This is a genomic window from Pseudomonas oryziphila (genome assembly GCF_003940825.1).
Taxonomy (GTDB): Bacteria; Pseudomonadota; Gammaproteobacteria; order Pseudomonadales; family Pseudomonadaceae; genus Aquipseudomonas; species Aquipseudomonas sichuanensis.
The window spans coordinates 2536744-2557245 of sequence record NZ_CP034338.1 but is presented as its reverse complement, the minus strand read 5'-3'; the positions used below and the strand labels follow the sequence as shown (position 1 = coordinate 2557245).

The window sequence follows — 20502 nt, the reverse complement described above, 5'->3', positions numbered from 1 at the left end:
GGAAAACAGAGAGGAGCACATTTGTGCTCCTTTTTTGTTTTATGGCAGTAAGCGTCGATGCTTCAAGCTTCGAGTAGCCATCTGATCGAGCAACACCGCCAGAATCGACTATCAACTTACGATCCCGAGCGCGCTGCTTATGCCAATAGCTACGGTGGGTGTGTGCACCGGCCAGCGCACCATGGCTGCGATCCTCCGGGGAAACGATTGCGGGAACGATCTGACGGGACTATAAGAGCTCAACTTAACTTGAGGCCAATAGCCGTGGCAGTGAAAAAAACCAGCGACAGCACACGGATGCTTAGCGTGGGTGAAGTCACCCGACGCAGCGGCGTACCGGTGTCCACGCTGCATTTCTACGAGGCCAAGGGGCTGATCGCCAGCACCCGCACGGCGGGCAACCAGCGGCGCTTCCCGGCACTGGTGCTGCGCACCATCGCGATCATCAAGGTGGCCCAGCGCACAGGCATTCCCCTTGAGGAAATCAAGCGTGCCCTGGGCCGCTACGCCCCCAACAGCAAGCTCACCGCCGCCCAGTGGGGGGAGATGTCATCGGCCTGGAGGGAGGACCTGAACGCGCGTATTCGCACGCTGGAGGCCCTGCGCGACAGCCTCGACAATTGCATTGGTTGCGGTTGCCTGTCGCTGGAGGATTGTCCATTGCGCAACCCGGGGGATGTGTTGGGGCAGGAAGGTGCGGGGCCGAGGATTCTCGAGAAGGGTGGCCACTCGGCTGGCGAGCCTTGATGGCGAGGCACAAGGCCGCTTGGTGTCCTTCAGGAGATTGCATCGAGGCCACCAGGTGCTCGGCGGTGTTTTTGCAGCGCCTATGAGATCGAGCGCCGCCCGCGCGGCGCTTCGCGGGTAAACCCGCTCCCACAGTCTGTTTCGGGCCAGTCTCTCCTGTGCCATCACCTGGTCCGCCTTGTTGGTACGACGCGGTTTCAGCGTGGGCGTTGCCGCCGCCCCACATGACTCAAGGCATGCACCAAGGCAGGCGCCGGTACTTTCACAGGAATAATTGGCCCGAAACAAACTGTGGGAGCGGGTTTACCCGCGAAGCGCCGCGCGGGCGGCGCTCGATCTTGAGGGCGCTACAAAAACACCGGCGAGCACCTAGTGGCCCACATGCGATTGCAAGGCAGGCACCTGGAATCCACCCTCACCCCCCCGGCCGCTGCTCAGCAAACAAAACCTGCACCGAATCCAAAAAGTGATGCAGCTCCGGCACCTTGGTATTCAGGCTGCGCGCCCCATCATCCTCCACCCTGATCGCCACATTGCCAGTCTCGAATTGCTCGACCAGCCACGCCACAAAGGCCTCCAATGAACTGGCCACCACGAATTTCTCTTCTTCATCGCGGCCAAAATTGATGACCTGCCCCACGCTGCCCTGCTCTGCAGGGTCCAGGTCCACCCCCAGGTGATTGCCGCCATAGTCGTAGGCAAACGGAATCCAGTAACGGTTGGCATAGAGCGGCTTGATGGCACCCGGTGGTACCGAGCTGCAGAAGTCACTGGCCGCCGCCATATCTTCGTCAGACCACTCCTCGACCAGGTCCTTCCACGACGCCCAGTGTTTAAGGGCCTCCGCCAAAGACAGGAAAGTCAGTCCAAAGAACGGCCCAGTGCTCGCCTCGCCTTTTTGCCCGTCATGCCACCGGTAGAGTGCTTTCAAGCTCTCAGGAAAGTGCTGCCCAACCAGCTCTTCGAACTCGGCCAACGCGGCCTCCGAGCAGCCTGGCGCCAGGTCTGCATGTACTTCGTCCAGGTTGGTTTCCAACCACGTATCCAGTCGCTCTAATACTGCTTTCATCACAAACCCCCTATGGACGAAGGCTTGAGCATAGAGCAGGACCAGGCACAGCGCCTCACCCCTGGCCGGCCGCCTGGGCTGAAGGCTTCAGCTCGCCGATCAACTCCAGCCGCGCACGCACGATATTGCGGCTGATGTTGAGCAACCGCCCGGTCTGCAACTGGTTGCCGTGGCAATAGCGGTAGGCCGTGCGGAAGATGGTGGCCTCGATGTGCTCGTACAGGTTGTCCAGGTTCTGTTCGTACAGTGCATTGAGCGCTGCCTCCAGGCTCACCTCCAAGGGCGCGGCGTAGCCGGCGGCGGCCGCTGCCGGCAAGTTGGGCCGCAGGTCGGCCAGGTTCAGGTCGCTCGGCTGCACGCGCTGGTGGCGGCACACCAGCAGCGCATGGTGCAGGGCGTTTTCCAGCTCGCGGATATTGCCCGGCCACGGGTGGGTGAGCAGCTTGCGCTCGGCCTCCTCGCTCAGGCACGCACGCTGGTAGCCCAAGCGCTGGCAGTGCTCCTCAAGGAAGAACTCGGCCAGCGGCAGGATGTCCCCTGGCCGCTCGCGCAGCGGCGGCAGGCGGATGGTCGCCACGTGCAGGCGGTAGAACAGGTCTTCGCGAAAGTGCCCGGCCACCACCGCGTCGGCCAGGTTGACGTTGGTCGCGGCCACCAGCCGCACATTGATCGGGATCGGCGTGCGTGACCCCAGGCGCACCACTTCGCGCTCCTGCAACACCCGCAGCAGCTTGACCTGCATGCCCAGCGGCAAGTCACCGATCTCATCGAGGAACAGGGTGCCGCCGTTGGCCGCCTCGAACCAGCCAGCCTTGCTGCTGGTGGCGCCGGTAAAGGCGCCTTTTTCGTGGCCGAACAGCTCGCTTTCCACCAGGGTCTCGGGGAAGGCGCCGCAGTTCACCGCCACGAACGGCGCCTGGCTGCGCCGGCTCAGGTGATGCACATGGCGAGCGACCAGCTCCTTGCCGGTACCGGTTTCGCCAATGATCAACGCATTGGCCTCACTGGGCGCCAGCCGCTCGATGCGGCTAAGCAACTCCTGGGAGCGCGGGTCCTTGAAAACCAGCACGGTGGCGCGTACCGACTTGGTCAGTTCACGGGCGTGTGGGTGGGTCAGCTGGGTCATGATCGTTTCCTTACAACGGCGGCGATGAGCGTGCCATGGCACATCATGCCCCAAACCCTGTTAGGCCAAATAATTATAAATTCGTCTTTGCATATTCCTTTTTATTCATTACCAACCCACTGCTGCTCCAGCAGCAGTACAGCAGCAACAGCTGCCCCCGAACCAGCAGCCCTGCCGCCTGCAGCCCACTAAAACCGGCGAAAAACCGCTGGCATGCATCTTGCCGACGCCTTGGCATCGCACTCGTCCAAGGATCGCGCCCATGCTCACTTTCTACCGTAACGGCCTGCTCGCCCTCGCCTCACTGATCTGCGCCTTACCCCTCCAGGCCGAGCCGCTGGTGCCGGTCAGGATCGCCATCGTTTCTTTCACCCAAGGCGGCCAGCCGGTGTTCGGCGGCATCGCCGGGCGGGTCGTGGAAGAAGGCTGGCTGCAACAGGCCCTGCGCGAGCGCGGCGCCGAGCTGCAATGGCAAGCCCTGCCCCACGCCAACGCCGGCCCGCAGATCAACGAAGGCTTCGCCAACGGCAGCCTGGACTTCGCCGTGCGCGGCGACCTGCCCTCGGTGATCGCCCTGGCCGGCGGCGTGCCGGGCAAGCTGGTGGTGCCCGGCGGCAACGGCGACAACGTCTACCTGGTGGTGCCGGCCCACTCCAGCGCCACCACTGTCGAAGACCTCAAGGGCAAACGCCTGGCCCTGCACCGTGGCCGCCCCTGGGAGTTCGCCTTCAGCCAGTTCCTCGCCAGCAAGGGCCTGAGCCTGGCCGACTTCAAGATCAGCAACCTCAACCCCCAGGTGGGCGCCGCCGCCGTGTCCGCCGGCAAGGTCGATGCCGCCGTGCTGCTCAGCGAAAGCTACCTGCTCGAAGACAAGCAGGTGGCCAAGGTGATCTGGTCGACCAAGCAAGGCAGCAACGACTGGCGCCTGGTCTCCGACCTGTGGGCCACCGACCGCTTCGTCAACGACCACGCCGACCTCACCCAGCTGGTCGCCAACGCCTGGGTGCGCGCCGCCGGCTGGATCGCCCAGGAACAGAACGCCGACGCCTTCTACCGCTACGCCTCGCGCGCCGGCACCCCAGAAAGCGTGCTGCGCCGGGAAAGCCAGGGCGACCCGGTGCCGTGGGCGCAACGCTGGGCACCGAAAACCGACGCCCAGCTGCTGGCCCACTACAACGCCCTGAGCCAGTACGCCCTGGACAACAAACTGGTCCGCGCCAAGGTCGACATCGCCCCGGCGCTGGCCACCCATTTCACCCGCCAGGCCCTGCTCGAACAGAACCTGCAGCACACCTGGCCGGCCCTCGACACTGCCCAGAACGCCACCGGAGTTACCCCATGAGCATCGACTTCTTCACCCGCCTGCCGCTGCATGGCGAAACCCTTCACCTGCCCGGCGACCCACGCAACCGCGGCGACTGGCAGGCAGCGCCCAGCGCCGGCGGCGCAGTCTCCGACTTTGCCGTGGGCGACGACTTCACCTACATCGACTATCTCGGCCAGATCGCCCGCGCCGCCGAAATCAACGGCTTCGGCGGCGTACTGATGGTCAACGCCCCCGGCGGCGAAGAGCCGTGGACGGTGTGCTCGCTGCTGGCCCGGGAAACCCGCAGGCTCAAGTTCGTCACCGCCTTCCAGCCCTTCCACTTCTCGCCCTTCGCCGCCGCGCAGATGGCCGCCACCTACCAGCGCGCCAGCGGCAATCGCCTGGTGTGGAACATCATCAACGGCGGCTCGGAGGTGATCCAGCGCCAGGTCGGCGACTTCACCGACCACGACGACCGCTACCGCCGCGCCAGCGAATTCCTCGACGTGGTCAAGGGCTACTGGCACAACGAGCAGTTCCACTACCAGGGCACCTACTACCAGGCGGACGGCGGCGGCCTGCGCGGCCCGCAGAAAAAAGCCGAGCTGCCGCTGATCTGCACCGCCGGCTCCTCCGAGGCGGCCCGCGAGCTGGCCGCCAGGCACGCTGATTACTACCTGATGCGCGCCGAACGCCCCGAGGATATCCGCGCCCTGATCGACGATGTGCGCCAGCGCGCCATCGCCCACGGCAACTCCGGGATCCGCTTCGGCCTGTCGATCGACGTGATCACCCGCCCCAGCGACGAGGAAGCCTTCGCCGAAGCCAAGCGCTATTTCGACGAAGGCATCGCCAAGGGCGTGGTCAAGGCCCTGGCCGCCCATGCCGGGTTGCGCTCGGCGCGCAAGCTGAGCTTCGAGCACGAATACGGCGACAAGCACGAAGGCGTGGCCTTCGATGACTTCTTCATCCACCCCAACGTCTGGTCGGGCTTCGGCTACATCGGCCTGCCGCCGGGCATCGCCCTGGTGGGCAGCTACGCGAACGTGGTGGCGCGCATCCGCGAGTACCACGCGGTGGGCATCGACCTGTTCTTCCTCGCCGGCTACCCGCACCTGGAAGAAAGCTACCGCATCGGCGAGCACATCCTGCCGCACTTCCGTCAGCAACGCCGCCCCGCCGGCCGCCAGGCAGCGGCCAGCAACCCAGGGGTGCCGGCATGATCGAGCGCCCACCTTTCGGCCGGCGTCGCTTCATCGGCGCCAGCCTGGCCCTGGGCGGCCTGGCACTGGGCGCCGGGCTGCTCGGCGGCTGCGACCAGGCCCCGCGCCCTGCCACCAGCAGCACCGGCGACAGCGGCCCACGCCATGGCGGGCGCCTGCGCCTGGGCATCATCGACGGCGGCCCCGGCGGCGACCTGGATGCCCACAAGCCCACGGGCGGCGGCATCGTCCGCGGCTTCGCCCTGTACAGCAAGCTGTGGGAGTGGGACGAAAACATGCTGCCGCGCCTGGCCCTGGCCGAAGAGGCCGAGGTCAGCGCCGACGGCAGGGTGTGGACCCTGCGCCTGCGCCAGGGCCTGGAGTTCCACCACGGCAAGACCATCGACGCCGACGACCTGATCTTCTCGGTGCGCCGCCTCACCGACCCGCAACTGGCCTCGCCCTACGCCGCGCTGTTGCACTGGATCGACCGCAACAACCTGCAAAAGCTCGACGACCGCACCATCCGCGTACGCTTCGTCGACGGCGCCGGCTTCGTGCCGCTGCCGGAAACCTGGGTCAACTTCGGCGGCATCGTGCCGGTGGACTACCACCCGCAAACCAACCCGGTGGGCGCCGGCCCCTACAAGCTGAAAAGCTTCACCCCCGGCCAGCGCTCGCTGTTCACCCGCTTCGAGAACTACTACAAGCCCAACCAGCCCTACGCCGACGAGCTGGAGATCATCGACTTCAAGGACCAGAACGCCCGCCTGGCCGCACTGCAGGCCGGGCAGATCGACCTGGCCAACGCCCTGGCCGGCGAGCACCTGCGCCTGTTGCAAGGCGTGCCCAACGTGCACACCCTCAGCTCGGTGACCAGCAACTGGCTGAGCTTCGACATGAACACGCAAAAAGCGCCGTTCGATGACGTGCGGGTGCGCCAGGCCTTCCGCCTGCTGGCCGACCGCGAAGAGCTGGTGGCCCGCGCCCTGAACGGCCAGGGCCGGGTGGCCAACGACCTGTACGCGCCCCACGACCCGACCTTCGACCACAGCATTGCCCCGCGCCCCCACGACGTGGCGCAGGCCAGGGCGCTGCTGCGCGAGGCCGGCCACGAGCAGCTCAGCGTCGAACTGGTGGCCGAGCAGGACGGCGCCGCCGTGACCTCGGCGCTGGTGTTCGCCGAACAGGCCAGGCGCGCCGGCGTCGACGTCCAGGTGCGCCAGGTCGACAGCGCCACCTTCAACGGCCCCCAGCACACCGAATGGGCCTTCAGCACTGGCGGCAGCATCGGTGCGCCGTTCCTCACCTGCGCCCTGCACGCCGACGCGCCGGTGTCGGTGGCCAACAAGACTCATTTCAACGACCCGCAGTTCGCCGAGCTGTTCCTCAAGGCCCTGGCCGAGCCGGACCTTGCCAAACGCACCCCGCTGGTCCACGCGGCGCAACGCATCCAGTACGAGCGCGGCGGCCTGCTGGTATGGGGCTACGCCAACCTGCTGGACGGCGTCTCCAGCCGGGTGGGCGGCGCGCACGCCGAGAAGACCCTGTTCCCCACCTGGCGCTTCGACCAGTTGTGGCTCAAGGAGCACGCCTGATGCGGCCCTTGCGCTGGCTCACGCTGCGCCTGGGCGCCGGCCTGCTGGGGGTGCTGAGCATCAGCCTGCTGGTGTTCCTCGCCATCCGCCTGCTGCCCTCGGACCCGGCACGGGTGATCCTCGGCCCCGGCGCGCCGGCTTCGAGCGTGCAGGCCCTGCGGCACCAACTGGGCATGGACCGGCCCCTGGCCAGCCAATACCTGGGCTGGCTGGGCAGCGCCCTGCGCGGTGACTTCGGCCAGTCGCTGGATTCCCACGTCGCCGTGGTGCCGCTGCTGGCCGAGCGCCTTGGCGCCTCGCTGGCCCTGCTCGGCGCCTTCGCGCTGCCGGCGCTGCTGCTGGCGCTGGCCCTGGGCAGCCTGCTGGCGCTGCGCCAGGGCGGCCGGCTCGACCGCCTGTGCCTGCCGCTGCTGGCGCTGTTCAAGTCGCTGCCGGTGTTCGTCGTCGCGGTGCTGTTGATCATGCTGCTGGCCACCAGCGTGTTCACCTGGCTGCCGGCCATGTCGCTGCTCGACAGCGAGCGTTCGCCCTGGGCCCAGCCCCGCTACTTGGCCCTGCCGGCGCTGACCCTGTTGCTGTCGGCCGCCCCCTACCTGGTGCGCCTGCAACGGGCGGCCATGATCGAGGCCTGGAACAGCGACTACCTCGACGCCGCCCGCCTGCGCGGCATCGCGCCCTGGCGCCTGCTGCTGCGCCACGCCCTGCCCAATGCCCTGCTGCCGCTGGTGCAGGGCATGGCCCTGGTGCTCAGCGTGTTCTTCAGCAGCGTGTTGCTGGTGGAAATCGCCTTCAACTACCCGGGGCTGGGCAATCTGCTCAACGACGCCTTGCGCCGCCGCGACGTGCCGCTGATCCAGGCCGGCATCAGCCTGGTCGCGGCCTTCGTGGTGCTGGTCAATCTGCTGGCCGATGCGCTGACGGTACTGCTCACCCCACGGCTGCGCACGGCGGGTTGAGCAATACAGGCGCAAGGGCCGCCGGGCGCTCCAGCAGCCGCCCGGCGTCGAAGGTCAGCACCCGGTTGGCCAGGCTGCGCACCACCTGCGGGTCATGGGTGACGAACAGCACGGCCAGGCCCTCGGCCTGCAAGCCTTGCAGCAGGTCGAGGATCGCCACCTGGGTGGCAGCGTCCAGCGCCGAGGTGATCTCATCGCACACCAACACTTTCGGCCTGCACGCCAGGGCGCGGGCGATGGCGACCCGCTGGCGTTCACCCCCGGACAACTCGCCGGGGTACTTGCGCAGCACCTCCAGCGGCAACGCCACCTTGGCCAGCGCCTCGGCCAAGGCCGCCTGCAATGCCGCACCGGCCAGGCCAAAGCAGTGGCGCAGCGGCGTGGCCAGGCTCTGGGCAATGCGCAAGCGAGGGTTCAGCGCCCGGTAGGCATTCTGGAACACGTACTGCACCGCACGCCGCTGCCGGGCATCGCGCCTTTCCAGGGGCAAGGGCAGCGGCGCACCCTCCAGCAGCAACTGCCCGCTCACCTCCTCACCCAGGCCGACCAACGCCCGGGCCAGGCTGGTCTTGCCGCAACCGGAGGCGCCGACCAGGGCCAGGCATTCGCCCGCGTGCAAGGTAAAGGCCGCCGCACTCAGCAATGCTCGCCCGCCTTGGCGGATCGACAGCCCGCTCACGCTCAGCAGCGCGTCGGCACCCGGCGCACGGGGCCTGCGCGTCGAACGTTGCGGCATGGCGGCCAGCAACTGCTGGCCATAAGCATGGCGGGGCTGGCGGAAGAACGCCGTGGCCGTGGCGCTCTCCAGCAACTCACCGTCACGCATCAACAGCACCCGGTCGGCCAGCGCCTCGACCAGCCCCAGGTCGTGGGACACATACAGCGCCGCCACCCCGCGCTGCCGGCACAGCCCGCGCAAGGTCTCGAGCACATGGGCCTGGGTGGTCACATCGAGCGCCGTGGTCGGCTCGTCCAGCACGATCAGCCGCGGCTGCAGCACGAACGCCAAGGCCAGCAGCAGGCGCTGTTGCTGGCCGCCCGAAAGCTGATGGGCATAACGCCGCAAAAACCCTGCGTCATCGGGCAGGCCGACATCGACCAGGGTCCGGCGCACCCGCGCCTGCTCGGCGGGGCCCGCCAGGCGCTGATGCGCGCGCAAGGTTTCCAGCAGCAGGCTGCCGATGCGCCGTGCCGGGTTGAGGGCCATGGCCGGGTCCTGCGGCACATAGCCCACCAGAGCGCCACGGGCCTGGCGCAGGGCTTCGCCCTGCAAGCCCAGCAGCGCCTGGCCGGCCACCAGCACCTGCCCCGCGCTGACCCTGGCGCCGCGCCTGGCGTGGGCCAATAGCGCCAGGGCCAGGGTCGACTTGCCCGCGCCAGACTCGCCCACCAGGGCAACGATCTCCCCGGCGGCAATGTTCAACGAGATCCCCTTGAGCACCTCGCGCCCCGAGGCCAGGGCCACCCGCAGGCCGCTGACAGTGAGTAGGTATTCAGACATGGCTACCTTCCTGGAAACAACGGGAAACGCCTTCGGCCAGCAGGTCGCAGGCATAGGCAAACGAAGCGATCAACAACACCGGCAATAGCACCGGCCACGGCTGCAGGCGCAGCCCCATCTGGTTTTCCTGGATCATCAGGCCCCAGTCGGCCGCCGGCGGCGCCACCCCGTAGCCCAGAAAGCTCAAGCCCGAGAGGATGCCGACCGCCCAGGTCAGCAGGTTGCCGTAGTGCACCAGCAGCGGCCCGAGCATGTTCGGCAGGATTTCGCCGAGCAGGATCCGCCAGCGCGGCACGCCCAGCAGCCGCACCGCCTCGACGAACTCCTGCCCGGCCAGGGCCAGGGCACTGCTCCTGGCCAGGCGCAAGGTGCCCGGCAAGAAGGCGAACGCCACGCTCGCCACGATCAGCCACGGCTCACGGCCGAGCAACGACACCACCAGCAGCACCAGGATCAAATCCGGAAAGGCCAGCGACAGGTCGGCCAACCACTGCAACAGGCGGTCCGCCCAGCCGCGGCTGAACCCCGCCAGCAGGCCCAGCACGGTGCCCACCAGCAAGGCCAGGGTGGCGGCGGCCAGGCTCATCAGCACCAGCGAGCGGCCCCCAGCCAGCACCCGCGACAGCACATCGCGGCCCAGGTAATCGAAGCCCAGCGGCGCCCCGCCTAGCGCCGGGCCATACACCTCGCCGCGCAAGGCGGTGAGGTCATGGGGTGCCAGCCAAGGGCCGCACAAGGCCAGCAGCAGGATCGCCGCGAACCACAACAGGCCACGGCGCAACAGCTGCTTTGCCGAACCTTGGGCAACCTGGCGCATGGCTCAGCCCTCCTGGCGATGGGAGCCGTTGAGCGGGGTCACGGCGAAACCGTGGTCCAGCTCCAGCAGCGGGAACAGCAGGTCGGCCACCCGCTGCGCCTCGTCCACCAGCGGGAAGCCCGACAGGATGAACGCCGAAACACCCTCTGCCTGGTACTCGCGCAGGCGCTCGGCGACCTGTTCGGCGCTGCCGACCAGGTAGGTGCCCGCCGCCGGGCGCAGGATGTCGAAGCCGAACAGGCTGGGGCCGGTCCATACGTTGGGGTACACCTCCAGGTCACGCAGCGCCGGCAAGCGCCCGGCCTTCAGAGCCTCCAGGCAACGTTGCACACGCGGGTCTTCGCTGCGGTAGCTGTGCAACGACTCGCCGGCTGGCAACTGGCTGGCGACCGAGTCCAGCGCGGTCTGCAACGACGTGCGCTGCAGCAGGTGCTCGGCATGCGCCCAGGCTTGCGCCTCGGTTTCCCGCACGATGATCTGCAGCCGCGTGCCGTAGCTCAAGGTGCGCCCAAGCTTGGCCGCCTCGGCGGCGACCCGGCGGAACTTGTCGCCCAGCTTGCGCGGGGTGTCGGCAAAGCTCAGGTAAACGTCCAGCAGCTCCACCGAATGGGCCACCCCGGCCGGCGAGCTGCCCGCCCCCCAGAACGGCACGCCGGGCAATTGCCGTGGGGCGTTCCAGCCACCCAGCGGGTGCTCGGCGTCCTCGGGCGCACGGGCGGCAAGCTTGACGTAGGGGCTGTCGAACGCCTCGGTACGGCCGGTATACACATGCTGGAACGCACGCCAGTAATCGCGGCTGAACTGGTAGCGCTCGGCGTGGGGGAAATGCACGCCAAGCGACGCCAGCCCGTCATCGTTACCGTTGACCAGGTTGAGCAGCAGGCGCCCGCCCGAGTACTTGTCAAACGTCAGCGCGTAATGGGCCAGCACCGCGGGCGAGAGTTCGCCGGGGTACTGGGCCACCAGAAAGCGCAGGCGCTCGGTGGCGTCGATCAGCGAGGTCGCCGTCACCAGGTTGGCGTTGGGCCCGGTGCCCAGCAGCGCGCCGTAATAGCCCAGGCGGTCGGCCGCCACGGCCACTTGCTTGAGGTGGTTGAAGCCGGTTCGCCAGCGGCCCTCGGCCTCCCACGGGTAAGGGCCGTCGGGGGCGGTGAGGTACCAGAGCAGTTTGATCGCCATCAGGGTTGTTCCTTGAAAAGAGGTTCGTCGGGTGCACGCGACGGCTCGGGTGCCAGGGCGGGGTGTGCCCCCCGCTCGGTCAGAAGTTGGTGGTGAGCGACAGCCCGTAGGTGCGCCGGTCGCCACGGGCATCCCAGGCGATGTCGAACGGCAACGGCACGCTGTCGGTCTTGTACTGCTTGTCGGTCAGGTTGTTGACGTAGGCGCTGACATCCAGGTCCAGCGCGCCGCCGAAGTGGTAGGTGGCGCTGGCGTTGCCCAGGGTGTAGCCGCCCTGGGACACGCTGTGGTCCTCCTGGGAGGTGGGCAGGAAGTAGATGCGGCCCTGGTAGCGCCAGGTGTTTTCCAGAGTCACGGCATCGCCGCCGGCCAGCGGGATGCGGTAGCGGGCGCCCAGCGACAGGGTGCGCGCCGGCGAGCGGGCGATGCGGTTGCCGGAGTAGTCCACGCCGCCGGAGACGAAGTCCTGCAGTTCGGTGTGCAGCAGGCCGACCGAGGCGTTCAGGTGCAGGTTGTCCAGCGGCAGCGCCTGCAGCTCGAACTCGGCGCCACGGATCACGCCCTGGGCGGCGTTGGTCAGCAGCGACACCACCTGGCCGTCACGCACCGACACCGCGTTGACCTGGATGTCCGAGTAGTCGTAGTAGAAGACGTTGGCATTGGCCACCAGGCGCTCGTCCAGCCATTCGCTCTTGATCCCCAGCTCGTAGGCATCGACGGTCTCCGGCGACACCACCGAGGTTTCCGCCTGCACCGTGGCGCCGCCATTGAAGCCACCGGAACGGAAGCCCTTGGCATAACGGAAGTACACCCGCGCGTTGTCGTTCAGTTGGTACTCGGGGGTGAAGTCATAGGTCAGCTTGTTCCAGGTGCGCTTGTCGTCCTGCTGCGCGGCGGTCACCAGCGCGCCGTTGTAGCTGCGCCACCAGTCGGCATTGCTGCCCACCGACACGCTGGCGGCGTCGGGTGCGACCACGCGGTCGAGGTCGATGTCCTTGGTCTCGCGGGTCCAGCGCAGGCCGAGGGTCAGGCGCAGGTCATCGGTGGCCTGCCAGGTACTGCTGCCGAACAGCGCGTAGCTGGTGGTGCTCTGCTCAAGGTCGGTACGGCCATAGCTGGCGACGTCGAACGCCTGGTTGTAGGCCGCCGGCAGAATGGCACTGCTGCTGGCGCTGTCGAGGCTTTCGTGGAACAGGTGGGTGCCGACGATCCAGCTCACGGTCTGATCACGCGGCGACGACAGGCGCAGCTCCTGGGACACCTGCTTCCAGTGGTCGTCGCCATAGGAGCGGCCGAACTCATAGATGCTCATGTTCGGGCCCTGGGCCTTCTCGGTGACATCATCGAAGGCGGTGATCGAGTCCAGTTGCAGCTCGCCCAGTTGCCATTTCAGGCCCAGTTGCACGCCGTTGTGGCGAATGCGGTCTTCGGCCTTGCCGGTGAACGCGGCTTCGTCGGTGTCCAGCACCGGGGTCGGGCCGAACAGCGTGGTGTAGCCGGGGCCACTGCCCCAGGCACGGGTGGCGATGCCCTGGCCGAGGTAGTCGCGGGCATGCAGCTGCAGGGTCGCTTGCAGGTCTTCGGTGATTTGCGCGAGCAGTTGCGCGCGCACCGCCTGGTCATGGATATCGCCGACCGTGTGGCCGTCCACCAGGTTCTTCAACTGGCCATCGCGGCTTTGCTCGCTGAAGGCCACCCGCGCCGCCAGGCGGTCCTGCACCAGGCTGCCGCCATAGGCGCCTTCGTACAGCCGCGAGGCGTAGTTGCCGGCATCGACCTTGAAGTAGCCATTGGCGGGGTCGGCAAAGCTCGGCTTGCGCGACACGAAGTTGATCGCCCCGCCAGTGGTGTTCTTGCCCCACAGGGTGCCCTGGGGCCCGCGCAGGATTTCCACCCGTTCCAGGTCGTACAGGGGGAAGCCCGTGGCCACGTGGGGGCTGATATAGACATCGTCGGTGTAGATGCCCACCGGGTACACCGTGGTCGAGGCCATGTCACCCGAGCCCATGCCACGGATGTACCAGCGCGGCCGCTGGTGGCCGGCGAACTCCGGGGCGATGGCGTTCGGCACATCCTGCAGCGCCTTGCCGGCGGTGAAGCCGCCACCGGTGTTGCGGATCTGCTCGGCGGACACCGCCGAGATGGCCGCCGGCACATCCTGCAGCGACTCTTCGCGTTTCTGCGCGGTGACGGTGACCGTGGTCAGGGTCTGCGGGTCGGCTTGCGGCGCCACGCTGTCGGCGGCCAGGGCCTGGCCAGCCCCCAGGGCGATCAGCAAGGCCAGGCGCTGCAACTGGAAAGGCGGTTTCATGCGGGTGTCACTCCAAGCCGGGCGCCATGACGGCGGGCGATCAGTTCGTGGGCCGCCTGCAGCGGGCGTGGGTCGGCCCAGCCGGCCAACTCGAAGTCGCGTTCGAGAAAGCCATGGCGGTAGAGGAAGTGCTTTTGCAGGGCCAGGTATTCCAGGCGCTCGGCAGACAAGTCCGGGTGCAGCGAGGCGTGGAAGTCGCCCCGGTAGGCCTGCTCGATGCCCGCCTGCTCGGAAGCGGTCTCTTCGGCGAGGATGGCGCGCAGCGGGCCAAGGTTGTCCCGAGCCCAGTCGGCCGCCAGCAGGGTCTGGGCGAGAAAGCGCACCACCAGGTCGAAGTGCTCGTCGAGCAGCCGTTGGTGAACGGTGATCGGCCGCGGCGTGCCGTTGTTGATGCGGTAGCGCGGCGCGGCGATCAGGTCGAGGTCGATACCCACCACCAGGCCCAGGCGCCGCGCCGCATCCGCCGCGGCGCCGCCCTTGACGTAGACCGCATCGACTTCACCGCGCACCAGGTAATCCAGGCCGCTCCACAGCCGTTGCAGGTGGTCGATGCGGGCCGGCCCCGGCCCGTCATCGAGGCTGGCCAGCGGCACTTCGACCAGCTGCACGTCGTCGAAGTCCAGCCCGCCGAGCTTCAAGGCACTGCTGTAGCCGTGCAGGCTCATGGCGCGGACAAAACTGCCCGGGCGCCCGGCCTCGCTCCAGGCCGGCAAGGCCAGGCGCTTGCCCTTGAGGTCGGCCGGGCGGCTGATGCCCGCATCGCGGCGAACCAGGATGGTCTGCCACTCCTCGATCCAGGTCAGGCCGATCAGCCGGGTGGGCGAGCCCGCCGCGCGCGCCGCCAGGGCCGGCACGTTGCCGCCCTCGCGGATCAGCCCGGGCAGCTCGTGGTCGTAGTGATGGCGGCCCAGTTCACGGGCGTCCTGCAAGGTGTCGACGCGGATGCCGTCGGCGGCGAACTCTTGTTGCAGCCAGCCCAGTTTGTAGGCCAGCCCGGAGGCGGTGGGGACCGGGCAACGGGTGAACCACAGGCGGTCCAGAGGCGGGGGCGGCGACGCAGGCGCGCTGGCAGCGTTTGGCATGAAGTACTCCAGGATTGAGAGGGCCGACTAGGCCGTTTGCCGAGCACATCGCAATGCCCATGCCAACCCCTGCAGCCCAGGTATTCCGGGGCCTTGCCCTCATCTGAAGGGGTTATTGCTGCCTCAGCAGCAGTTGGCCAGCAGTGCGCTGCTGCTGGCTGCGCAAACGGCCCGTTCATAGCCCCTGCCCCGCCGCTGCCAGGCCCGTGCCCAGGGTGTCTGCGGGCGCTGGCGCAGAACTTGCTCCTGCCCCTGCCTCGCTTAACCGACCCAGGAGCCACCATGAGCCACACCCCCCACACAAGAACCCTGCACAGCGAGGCCGAGGCCATTGCCGTGGCCCGCGAAGTGGCCACCGAAATCAGCCAGCTGGCCAGCGACCCGCACAGCGAACAGCAACTGCCCATCCGCCAGGCCGAGCTGCTCAGCGCCAGCGGCCTCACCGCCATCGGCGTACCGCGCCAGTACGGCGGCCTTGGCGCCTCGGTGGCGACCATCGTCGAGGTGGTGCGCCTGATCGCCAGCGCCGATGGCGGCGTTGGTCAGATCCTGCAGATCCACAACGTGATGCTGCGCGGCATCATCGAGGGCTACAGCGCCACCGCCCGCGCCCGGATTCTCGCCGACGTGCTGGCCGGCAAGCGCCTGGCCAATGCCCTGGCGGAAGTCGGCGGCAAGAACAAGTTCGCCATCAAGACCCAGCTGGCGCGTGGCGCCGACGGCCGCCTGCTGCTCAACGGCAGCAAGTTCTACTGCACCGGCGCCTACCTGGCCGACTGGATCTGGCTCACCGCCAGCTACGGCGAGGGCGCCGCAGGCGTATGGATCAACCGCGAGGCGCCCGGCCTTGAGTTGATCGACGACTGGCGCGCCTTCGGCCAGCGCCACTCGGTCAGCGGCACGGTCAACTTCCACGACATCGAGGTGGACGACGACTTCTTCGTCGCCAGCGAAGGGCCGATGAAGCGCACCGGCCTGACCTTCCCGCAGATCCTCCACGCAGCCATCGACAGCGGTATCGCCGCCGGCGCCCTGCAGGCCGGCAGCGAGTACCTGCGCAGCCGCGCCCGGCCCTGGGTGGAAAGCGGTGTGGAGCATGCCTGGGAGGAACCGCACATCATCCGTCAGGTCGGCGAGTACGCCGTGGCCCTGCGCGGCGCCGAAGCCGTGCTGCGCGAGGCCGCCCGCTTGTTCGACCAGCACCTGCAGGACGAGGACGACAAGCCGTTGCAGGACGAACTGATCCTGGCGGTGGCTACCGCCCGCGCCCATGCCGATGCCGCCGCGTTGAAGATCGCCAGCGACATCTTCTCGCTGCTGGGTGCCAGCGCGATCCTCAGCAAATGGAACCTCGATCGCTTCTGGCGCGATGCCCGGGCCCACACCACCCATGACCCGATCCGCTGGCGCCTGCATCACATCGGCAACTACTACCTCAACGGCGTCGACCCGGGCGAGTACACCGCCATCCTGGCCAAGGGTGAAAAGGGCCTGCGCGCCAAACAGGGCTGAGCCAGCACCGCAGCGCCCCGGGCGCTGCGGCAACCCGCGGCTAGACCTCGGCGATCAGCGCCCGGCCCTGCTCCCACAGCCCGCTCATGCGCCATTGCTGCTCCAGCACGCCGGGCCCGAACGGCTTGCCACCGCCCACCGCCTCGGCCAGCGTCTGGAAGTAGGCGCCCTCCTCGAACAGCAGGATCCACTTGGCCGACTTGAGGATGCCCTCGCCCCAGAACGTCGCCCCGCCATTGGCTTCAAGAATCGCCGGGGTGTGCGGATTGGCCTCGATCACCTGCACGATGAACGCCGCCTCCGGCTGGCGGCGGTCGATGTACACCGGCAGCTCGCGGGCCAGGGTGACGCGCTGGGCGGCGGCGTAGTCCAGCGGCAATGCCCGGTGGGCGCCGGCCCAGCCGCCCAGGTAGGGCGTGTGCACGTGGATCACTACATTGACCTCGGGGCGCTGTTGCAGCACCGCGGCGTAGCGCTTGCCCGCGCCGCCCTGGCGGCTTTCGCCGAGCGCCACGCCCGGGGCCAAGTATTCATCGAGAAGGACCACGCCGTCGTAGCTGGCGACCACAGCGCGGATGCTCTGGTCGTCGTCCCACGGGCTGGGGGTGGCCAGGGCGATCACAAGGTCGGTGCCGGGCACCCGCAGGTGCGCCTGGAAGGTGTTGGTGGCGGTCAGCGTGCGGCTGTCCTTGAGCACCCGGAATACCTTGGCGGTATCACGCTTGGCCTGCTCGACCTGGGCCAGAATGGCGGCGTCGAGAAGTGGGGAAATCTGGCTCATGTTGACTCCTGGCAAGGGTAAGCGCCGTAGATGGCTGCCAGGCCTGTCAGCAGAACCTGTGCCAGGTGGGCCAAGCCGCGCCCGCGCTGGCCTGTGTCGCACGCGGGCGGCCCGCAGCTGCTGACACCCCAGCAGCCGTTGCTGACGCAGTGCTGCTCCAGCAGCAGCGCCCACCGGCAAGCCCTCGCCAGGCCGCGGCCAGGGGCGTGGCATGGGCATTGCTATCCCTTGTCACCCCTACCTTTGGTTCAGGAACGCGAATCCATGAGCAGTGAATTCTTCTGGCGCCTGCCGCTGGGCAGCGATGGCCACCAGCTGAGCACCGACCTGCACGACCGTGGCAGTTTCTCGGCCCGGCCCGGCCATATCGCCCCCGGCCGCACGGCCAGCGGCAGCGCCGACGGTTTCACCTACATCGACTACATCGCCCAGGTGGCCAAGGCCGCCGAGCTGGCAGGCTTCGAGGGCGCCCTGCTGCCCACCGGCCCCGAGCCATGGATCGCCGCCGCGGCCCTGGCCCGGGAAACCCGGCGCCTGCGTTTTCTGGTGGCGTTCCAGGCCGCCTGGACGCTGCCGGCCTATGTGGCGCAGCAGGCCGCGATCCTCCAGCACCTGAGCCACGGCCGCCTGGACTGGAACATCATCACTGGCGGCAACCCCGCCAGCCAGCGGGCCCACGGTGACTTCCTCGACCACGACCAGCGCTACCGGCGCACCGACGAGTTCCTCGACATCATCGACGGCCTGTGGCGCCACCCGCAGTTCAGCTACGAGGGCGAGGTCTACCGCCTGGAGCACGCCAGCCTGCCCGAAGAGCTGCGCCACGAGCGCAAGCCGGCGGTGTATTTCTCGGGCTTCTCCGACCCGGCCCTGGACGTTGCCGCCCGGCATGCCGACGTCTATCTGAACTGGGCGGAGCCGGTGGCGGCGCTCAAGCCGCACCTGGAGCGGGTGCGCGAACTGGCCGACAAACAGGGCCGCCAGGTGCGCTTCGGCCTGCGCGTGGACCTGTTCGCCCGCGAGACCGAAGACGCCGCCTGGCGTGACCTGCGCCGGCAGTTCGAGGCCATCGGCAACCGCCCCAGCCGGGTCAGTCAGGACTTCACCCGCGGCTCCGACTCGGTCGGTGCCGCCCGCCAGACGGCTTATCACCAACACCTGGAGCGCTTCGACGACCTGATGATCGGGCCGAACCTGTGGGCCGGTTTCGCCAAGGCCAAGCCCGGCCCGGCCGTGGGCCTGGTGGGCAGCCACCAGAACATCGCCGAACGCCTGGCCGAGTACCAGGAGGCTGGTTTCTCGACCTTCATCCTGGCCGGCAACCCGCACCTCGAAGAAGCCCTGCGCATCGGCCAGGAAGTCCTGCCGCTGCTGCGCAACACCCCCGACCAGCCACGCAAGGACCTGCGATGAGCACCCCACTGGACACCCTCTGGTACACCCACAGCCCGGTACCGACCGGGCTCGGCCTGGCTGTCGAGTCCGGGCGCCTGGCCGAAGCCCTGCGCCCGCACGGCACCAATATCCAGGCGCTGCGCGAGTCGGCGCTGCGCGATGTGCGCGAAGCCCACTACGACCACCACCTGCCCAACTCGGTGCGCCATGGCGGCAACATCCCGGCGATCTGGGCCTACGCCAGCGGGCGCGACACGCGCCTGCTCGGCTTGTCGTGGAGCGACGAGGTGCAGTTGATTCTGACCACCGCAGACAGCGGCGTGAAGAGCGTGCGCGACCTGCGCCACCGGCGCTTCGGCCTGCCCAAGTGGGCCAATGTGCAGATAGATTTCACCCGTGCCCAGGCCCTGCGCGGCCTGGAAAACGCCCTCAAGCTCGAAGGCCTGAGCGTCAGTGACGTGGAGTTGGTGGACTACCCCTACGGCGGCACCCACAGCGACGAGCAGATCCGCCGCGTGCACGGCACCACGGTGGCCTACGCCAGCAACGGGCCGATCTTGCGCAACAACGAACTGATCGGTCTGTTGCGCGGCGACATCGATGCGATCTTCCTCAAGGGTGCCCATGCGGTGAGCCTGGCCAACGAGTTCGGGCTGCATGTGGTCATCGACACGGGGTCGCACCCTGACCCGTTGATCCGCTCGAACAACGGCACGCCGCGGACCCTGACCATGGATGGCCACCTGCTGCAGCATCATCCTGAGGCGGCGCGGCTGATCGTCGATAGTGTGTTGCGGGCTGAGCAGTGGGCTTGGGCGCACCCGGAGGAAACTCGGCAGTTTTTGGCCCGTGAGCTGAACACCAGTGAGCATTGGGTGGCCACGGCCTATGGGGAGGATGCGCATCGGCGCTTGCGGACCATGCTTGATGAGCAGTCGATTGTGGGGTTGCAGGATTTCACCGATTTTTTACACCGGTGGGGGTTTATTCCGCGGCGGTTCGATGTGCGGGAGTGGATTGACTTTAGTGTGCTTGAGGCGGTGTTGCGGTCGACTTCGCGGTTGGCGGTTTGAGTTCAAAGTGTTGGTTTTTGTAGATGTATGCGCATTCAGCGGCGATGGCGACTTTTAGTCACCTTTCCGCCCTTACGGCGGGTTACTTTGGTCTTGGCCAAAGTAACCAAAGCCGCCCGCTCCCATCATACGGCCCCTGCGCTGCGCTCCGGGGTCCCCTCGCTCCGGTGCCTTCCGGGCCCGCGCGGCCTACGACTTGCTGCGCAAGTCTACATCTCGCGCCTTCGGCTTACGCCGAAGGGTGCTGCGCACCAGGGCCCTCCAGTCACCTCCACTCGGCCTCCTGAAGTCGCAATTTGTGTTGCCTGGACTATTGCGCGCTTAGAAGCAAGAGCAAAAACAGATCAAGAGCAGATCAAGAGCAGTAATGCGGCTATCTAGGCTTGGCTGTTGTTTATGTGTTGTTTGTTCGGGCCTTATCGCCGGCAAGCCGGCTCCCACAGGTGCAGCGCAAGTCTGAAAGTTTCGCTCTAACTTGTGGGAGCTGGCTTGCCAGCGATTGCAATCCTGAGTTCCCAACCAATCCAACTAGCGACAGCTAACGCCAGCCCAGGCGCCGCCCCTAACTTCGCGACTTCAGGAGGCTGAGCGCAGGCGTCTGGAGGGCCCTGGTGCGCAGCACCCTTCGGCGTTAGCCGAAGGCGCGAGATGTAGACTTGCGCAGCAAGTCGGAGGCCGCGCGGGCCCGGAGGACGCCGGAGCGAAGGGACCCCGAAGCGCAGCGTAGGGGCCGTATGATGGGAGCGAGCGGCTTTGCCTACTTTGGCCAAGACCAAAGTAGGCCGCCGTAAGGGCGGAAAGGTGACTACGCGTCGACATCACAAATGAATGCGCATACAACTTCCAA

Annotated in this window: 16 protein-coding genes; 8 read left to right on the top strand and 8 right to left on the bottom strand. The window is 67.6% G+C overall.

Features of this window, described 5'->3' with window-relative positions:
- The first annotated feature begins 297 nt into the window (after positions 1–297).
- Entirely contained in the window at positions 298–747 is a 450-nt protein-coding gene (soxR, locus tag EJA05_RS11960; RefSeq protein WP_125861302.1) for a redox-sensitive transcriptional activator SoxR, read from the top strand.
- Positions 748–1162: 415 nt separating this feature from the next.
- On the opposite strand, the gene EJA05_RS11955 is transcribed toward soxR, so the two are convergent.
- A complete protein-coding gene (locus tag EJA05_RS11955) occupies positions 1163–1816 on the bottom strand; it encodes an SMI1/KNR4 family protein (RefSeq protein WP_125858387.1) in 654 nt (217 codons plus the stop codon).
- Between the two features lie 55 nt (positions 1817–1871).
- Positions 1872–2942 (bottom strand): sigma-54 interaction domain-containing protein, encoded by a 1071-nt coding sequence (locus EJA05_RS11950; RefSeq protein WP_125858386.1) that lies wholly within the window; start codon positions 2940–2942, stop codon positions 1872–1874.
- A 262-nt stretch (positions 2943–3204) separates the two neighbouring features.
- Here EJA05_RS11950 and EJA05_RS11945 point away from each other — a divergent pair, with 262 nt between their 5' ends.
- The 4 genes from EJA05_RS11945 to EJA05_RS11930 are packed head-to-tail and all read left to right on the top strand — an operon-like array spanning position 3205 to position 8004.
- Positions 3205–4284, top strand: a complete 1080-nt coding sequence (locus EJA05_RS11945) for an ABC transporter substrate-binding protein (protein ID WP_125858385.1) — start codon at positions 3205–3207, stop codon at positions 4282–4284.
- Positions 4281–5471 (top strand): LLM class flavin-dependent oxidoreductase, encoded by a 1191-nt coding sequence (locus tag EJA05_RS11940; RefSeq protein WP_125858384.1) that lies wholly within the window; start codon positions 4281–4283, stop codon positions 5469–5471. Before EJA05_RS11945 ends, EJA05_RS11940 begins: the two co-directional genes overlap by 4 nt.
- Positions 5468–7048: an ABC transporter substrate-binding protein gene (locus EJA05_RS11935; RefSeq protein ID WP_125858383.1), complete on the top strand. Its 1581-nt coding sequence runs from the start codon at positions 5468–5470 to the stop codon at positions 7046–7048. The genes EJA05_RS11940 and EJA05_RS11935 overlap by 4 nt, the downstream gene beginning before the upstream one ends.
- On the top strand, positions 7048–8004 hold the full coding sequence (locus EJA05_RS11930; RefSeq protein WP_125858382.1) for an ABC transporter permease: 957 nt from the start codon (positions 7048–7050) through the stop codon (positions 8002–8004). Before EJA05_RS11935 ends, EJA05_RS11930 begins: the two co-directional genes overlap by 1 nt.
- On the opposite strand, the gene EJA05_RS11925 is transcribed toward EJA05_RS11930, so the two are convergent.
- The 5 genes from EJA05_RS11925 to EJA05_RS11905 all read right to left on the bottom strand — a co-directional run bounded on the left by EJA05_RS11925 (position 7976) and on the right by EJA05_RS11905 (position 14894).
- A complete protein-coding gene (locus EJA05_RS11925) occupies positions 7976–9505 on the bottom strand; it encodes an ATP-binding cassette domain-containing protein (RefSeq protein ID WP_190306058.1) in 1530 nt (509 codons plus the stop codon). The two genes, EJA05_RS11930 and EJA05_RS11925, sit on opposite strands and share 29 nt — an antisense overlap.
- On the bottom strand, positions 9498–10322 hold the full coding sequence (locus EJA05_RS11920; protein ID WP_125858380.1) for an ABC transporter permease: 825 nt from the start codon (positions 10320–10322) through the stop codon (positions 9498–9500). Before EJA05_RS11920 ends, EJA05_RS11925 begins: the two co-directional genes overlap by 8 nt.
- A 3-nt stretch (positions 10323–10325) precedes the next feature.
- Complete coding sequence (locus EJA05_RS11915) at positions 10326–11501, bottom strand: LLM class flavin-dependent oxidoreductase (RefSeq protein ID WP_125858379.1); 1176 nt, start codon at positions 11499–11501, stop codon at positions 10326–10328.
- A 79-nt stretch (positions 11502–11580) separates the two neighbouring features.
- Complete coding sequence (locus tag EJA05_RS11910) at positions 11581–13812, bottom strand: TonB-dependent receptor (RefSeq protein WP_125858378.1); 2232 nt, start codon at positions 13810–13812, stop codon at positions 11581–11583.
- Positions 13809–14894: an ABC transporter substrate-binding protein gene (locus EJA05_RS11905; protein WP_125858377.1), complete on the bottom strand. Its 1086-nt coding sequence runs from the start codon at positions 14892–14894 to the stop codon at positions 13809–13811. The genes EJA05_RS11910 and EJA05_RS11905 overlap by 4 nt, the downstream gene beginning before the upstream one ends.
- A 282-nt stretch (positions 14895–15176) precedes the next feature.
- Between EJA05_RS11905 and EJA05_RS11900 the strand changes: the two genes are divergently transcribed.
- On the top strand, positions 15177–16406 hold the full coding sequence (locus EJA05_RS11900) for an acyl-CoA dehydrogenase family protein (RefSeq protein ID WP_125858376.1): 1230 nt from the start codon (positions 15177–15179) through the stop codon (positions 16404–16406).
- Positions 16407–16446: 40 nt separating this feature from the next.
- On the opposite strand, the gene EJA05_RS11895 is transcribed toward EJA05_RS11900, so the two are convergent.
- On the bottom strand, positions 16447–17187 hold the full coding sequence (locus EJA05_RS11895) for a class II aldolase/adducin family protein (RefSeq protein WP_125858375.1): 741 nt from the start codon (positions 17185–17187) through the stop codon (positions 16447–16449).
- A gap of 264 nt (positions 17188–17451) precedes the next feature.
- On the opposite strand from EJA05_RS11895, the gene EJA05_RS11890 reads away from it, so the two are divergent.
- Positions 17452–18600 (top strand): LLM class flavin-dependent oxidoreductase, encoded by a 1149-nt coding sequence (locus EJA05_RS11890; RefSeq protein WP_125858374.1) that lies wholly within the window; start codon positions 17452–17454, stop codon positions 18598–18600.
- Positions 18597–19655, top strand: a complete 1059-nt coding sequence (locus EJA05_RS11885) for an ABC transporter substrate-binding protein (RefSeq protein ID WP_125463773.1) — start codon at positions 18597–18599, stop codon at positions 19653–19655. The genes EJA05_RS11890 and EJA05_RS11885 overlap by 4 nt, the downstream gene beginning before the upstream one ends.
- Positions 19656–20502: the final 847 nt, after the last annotated feature.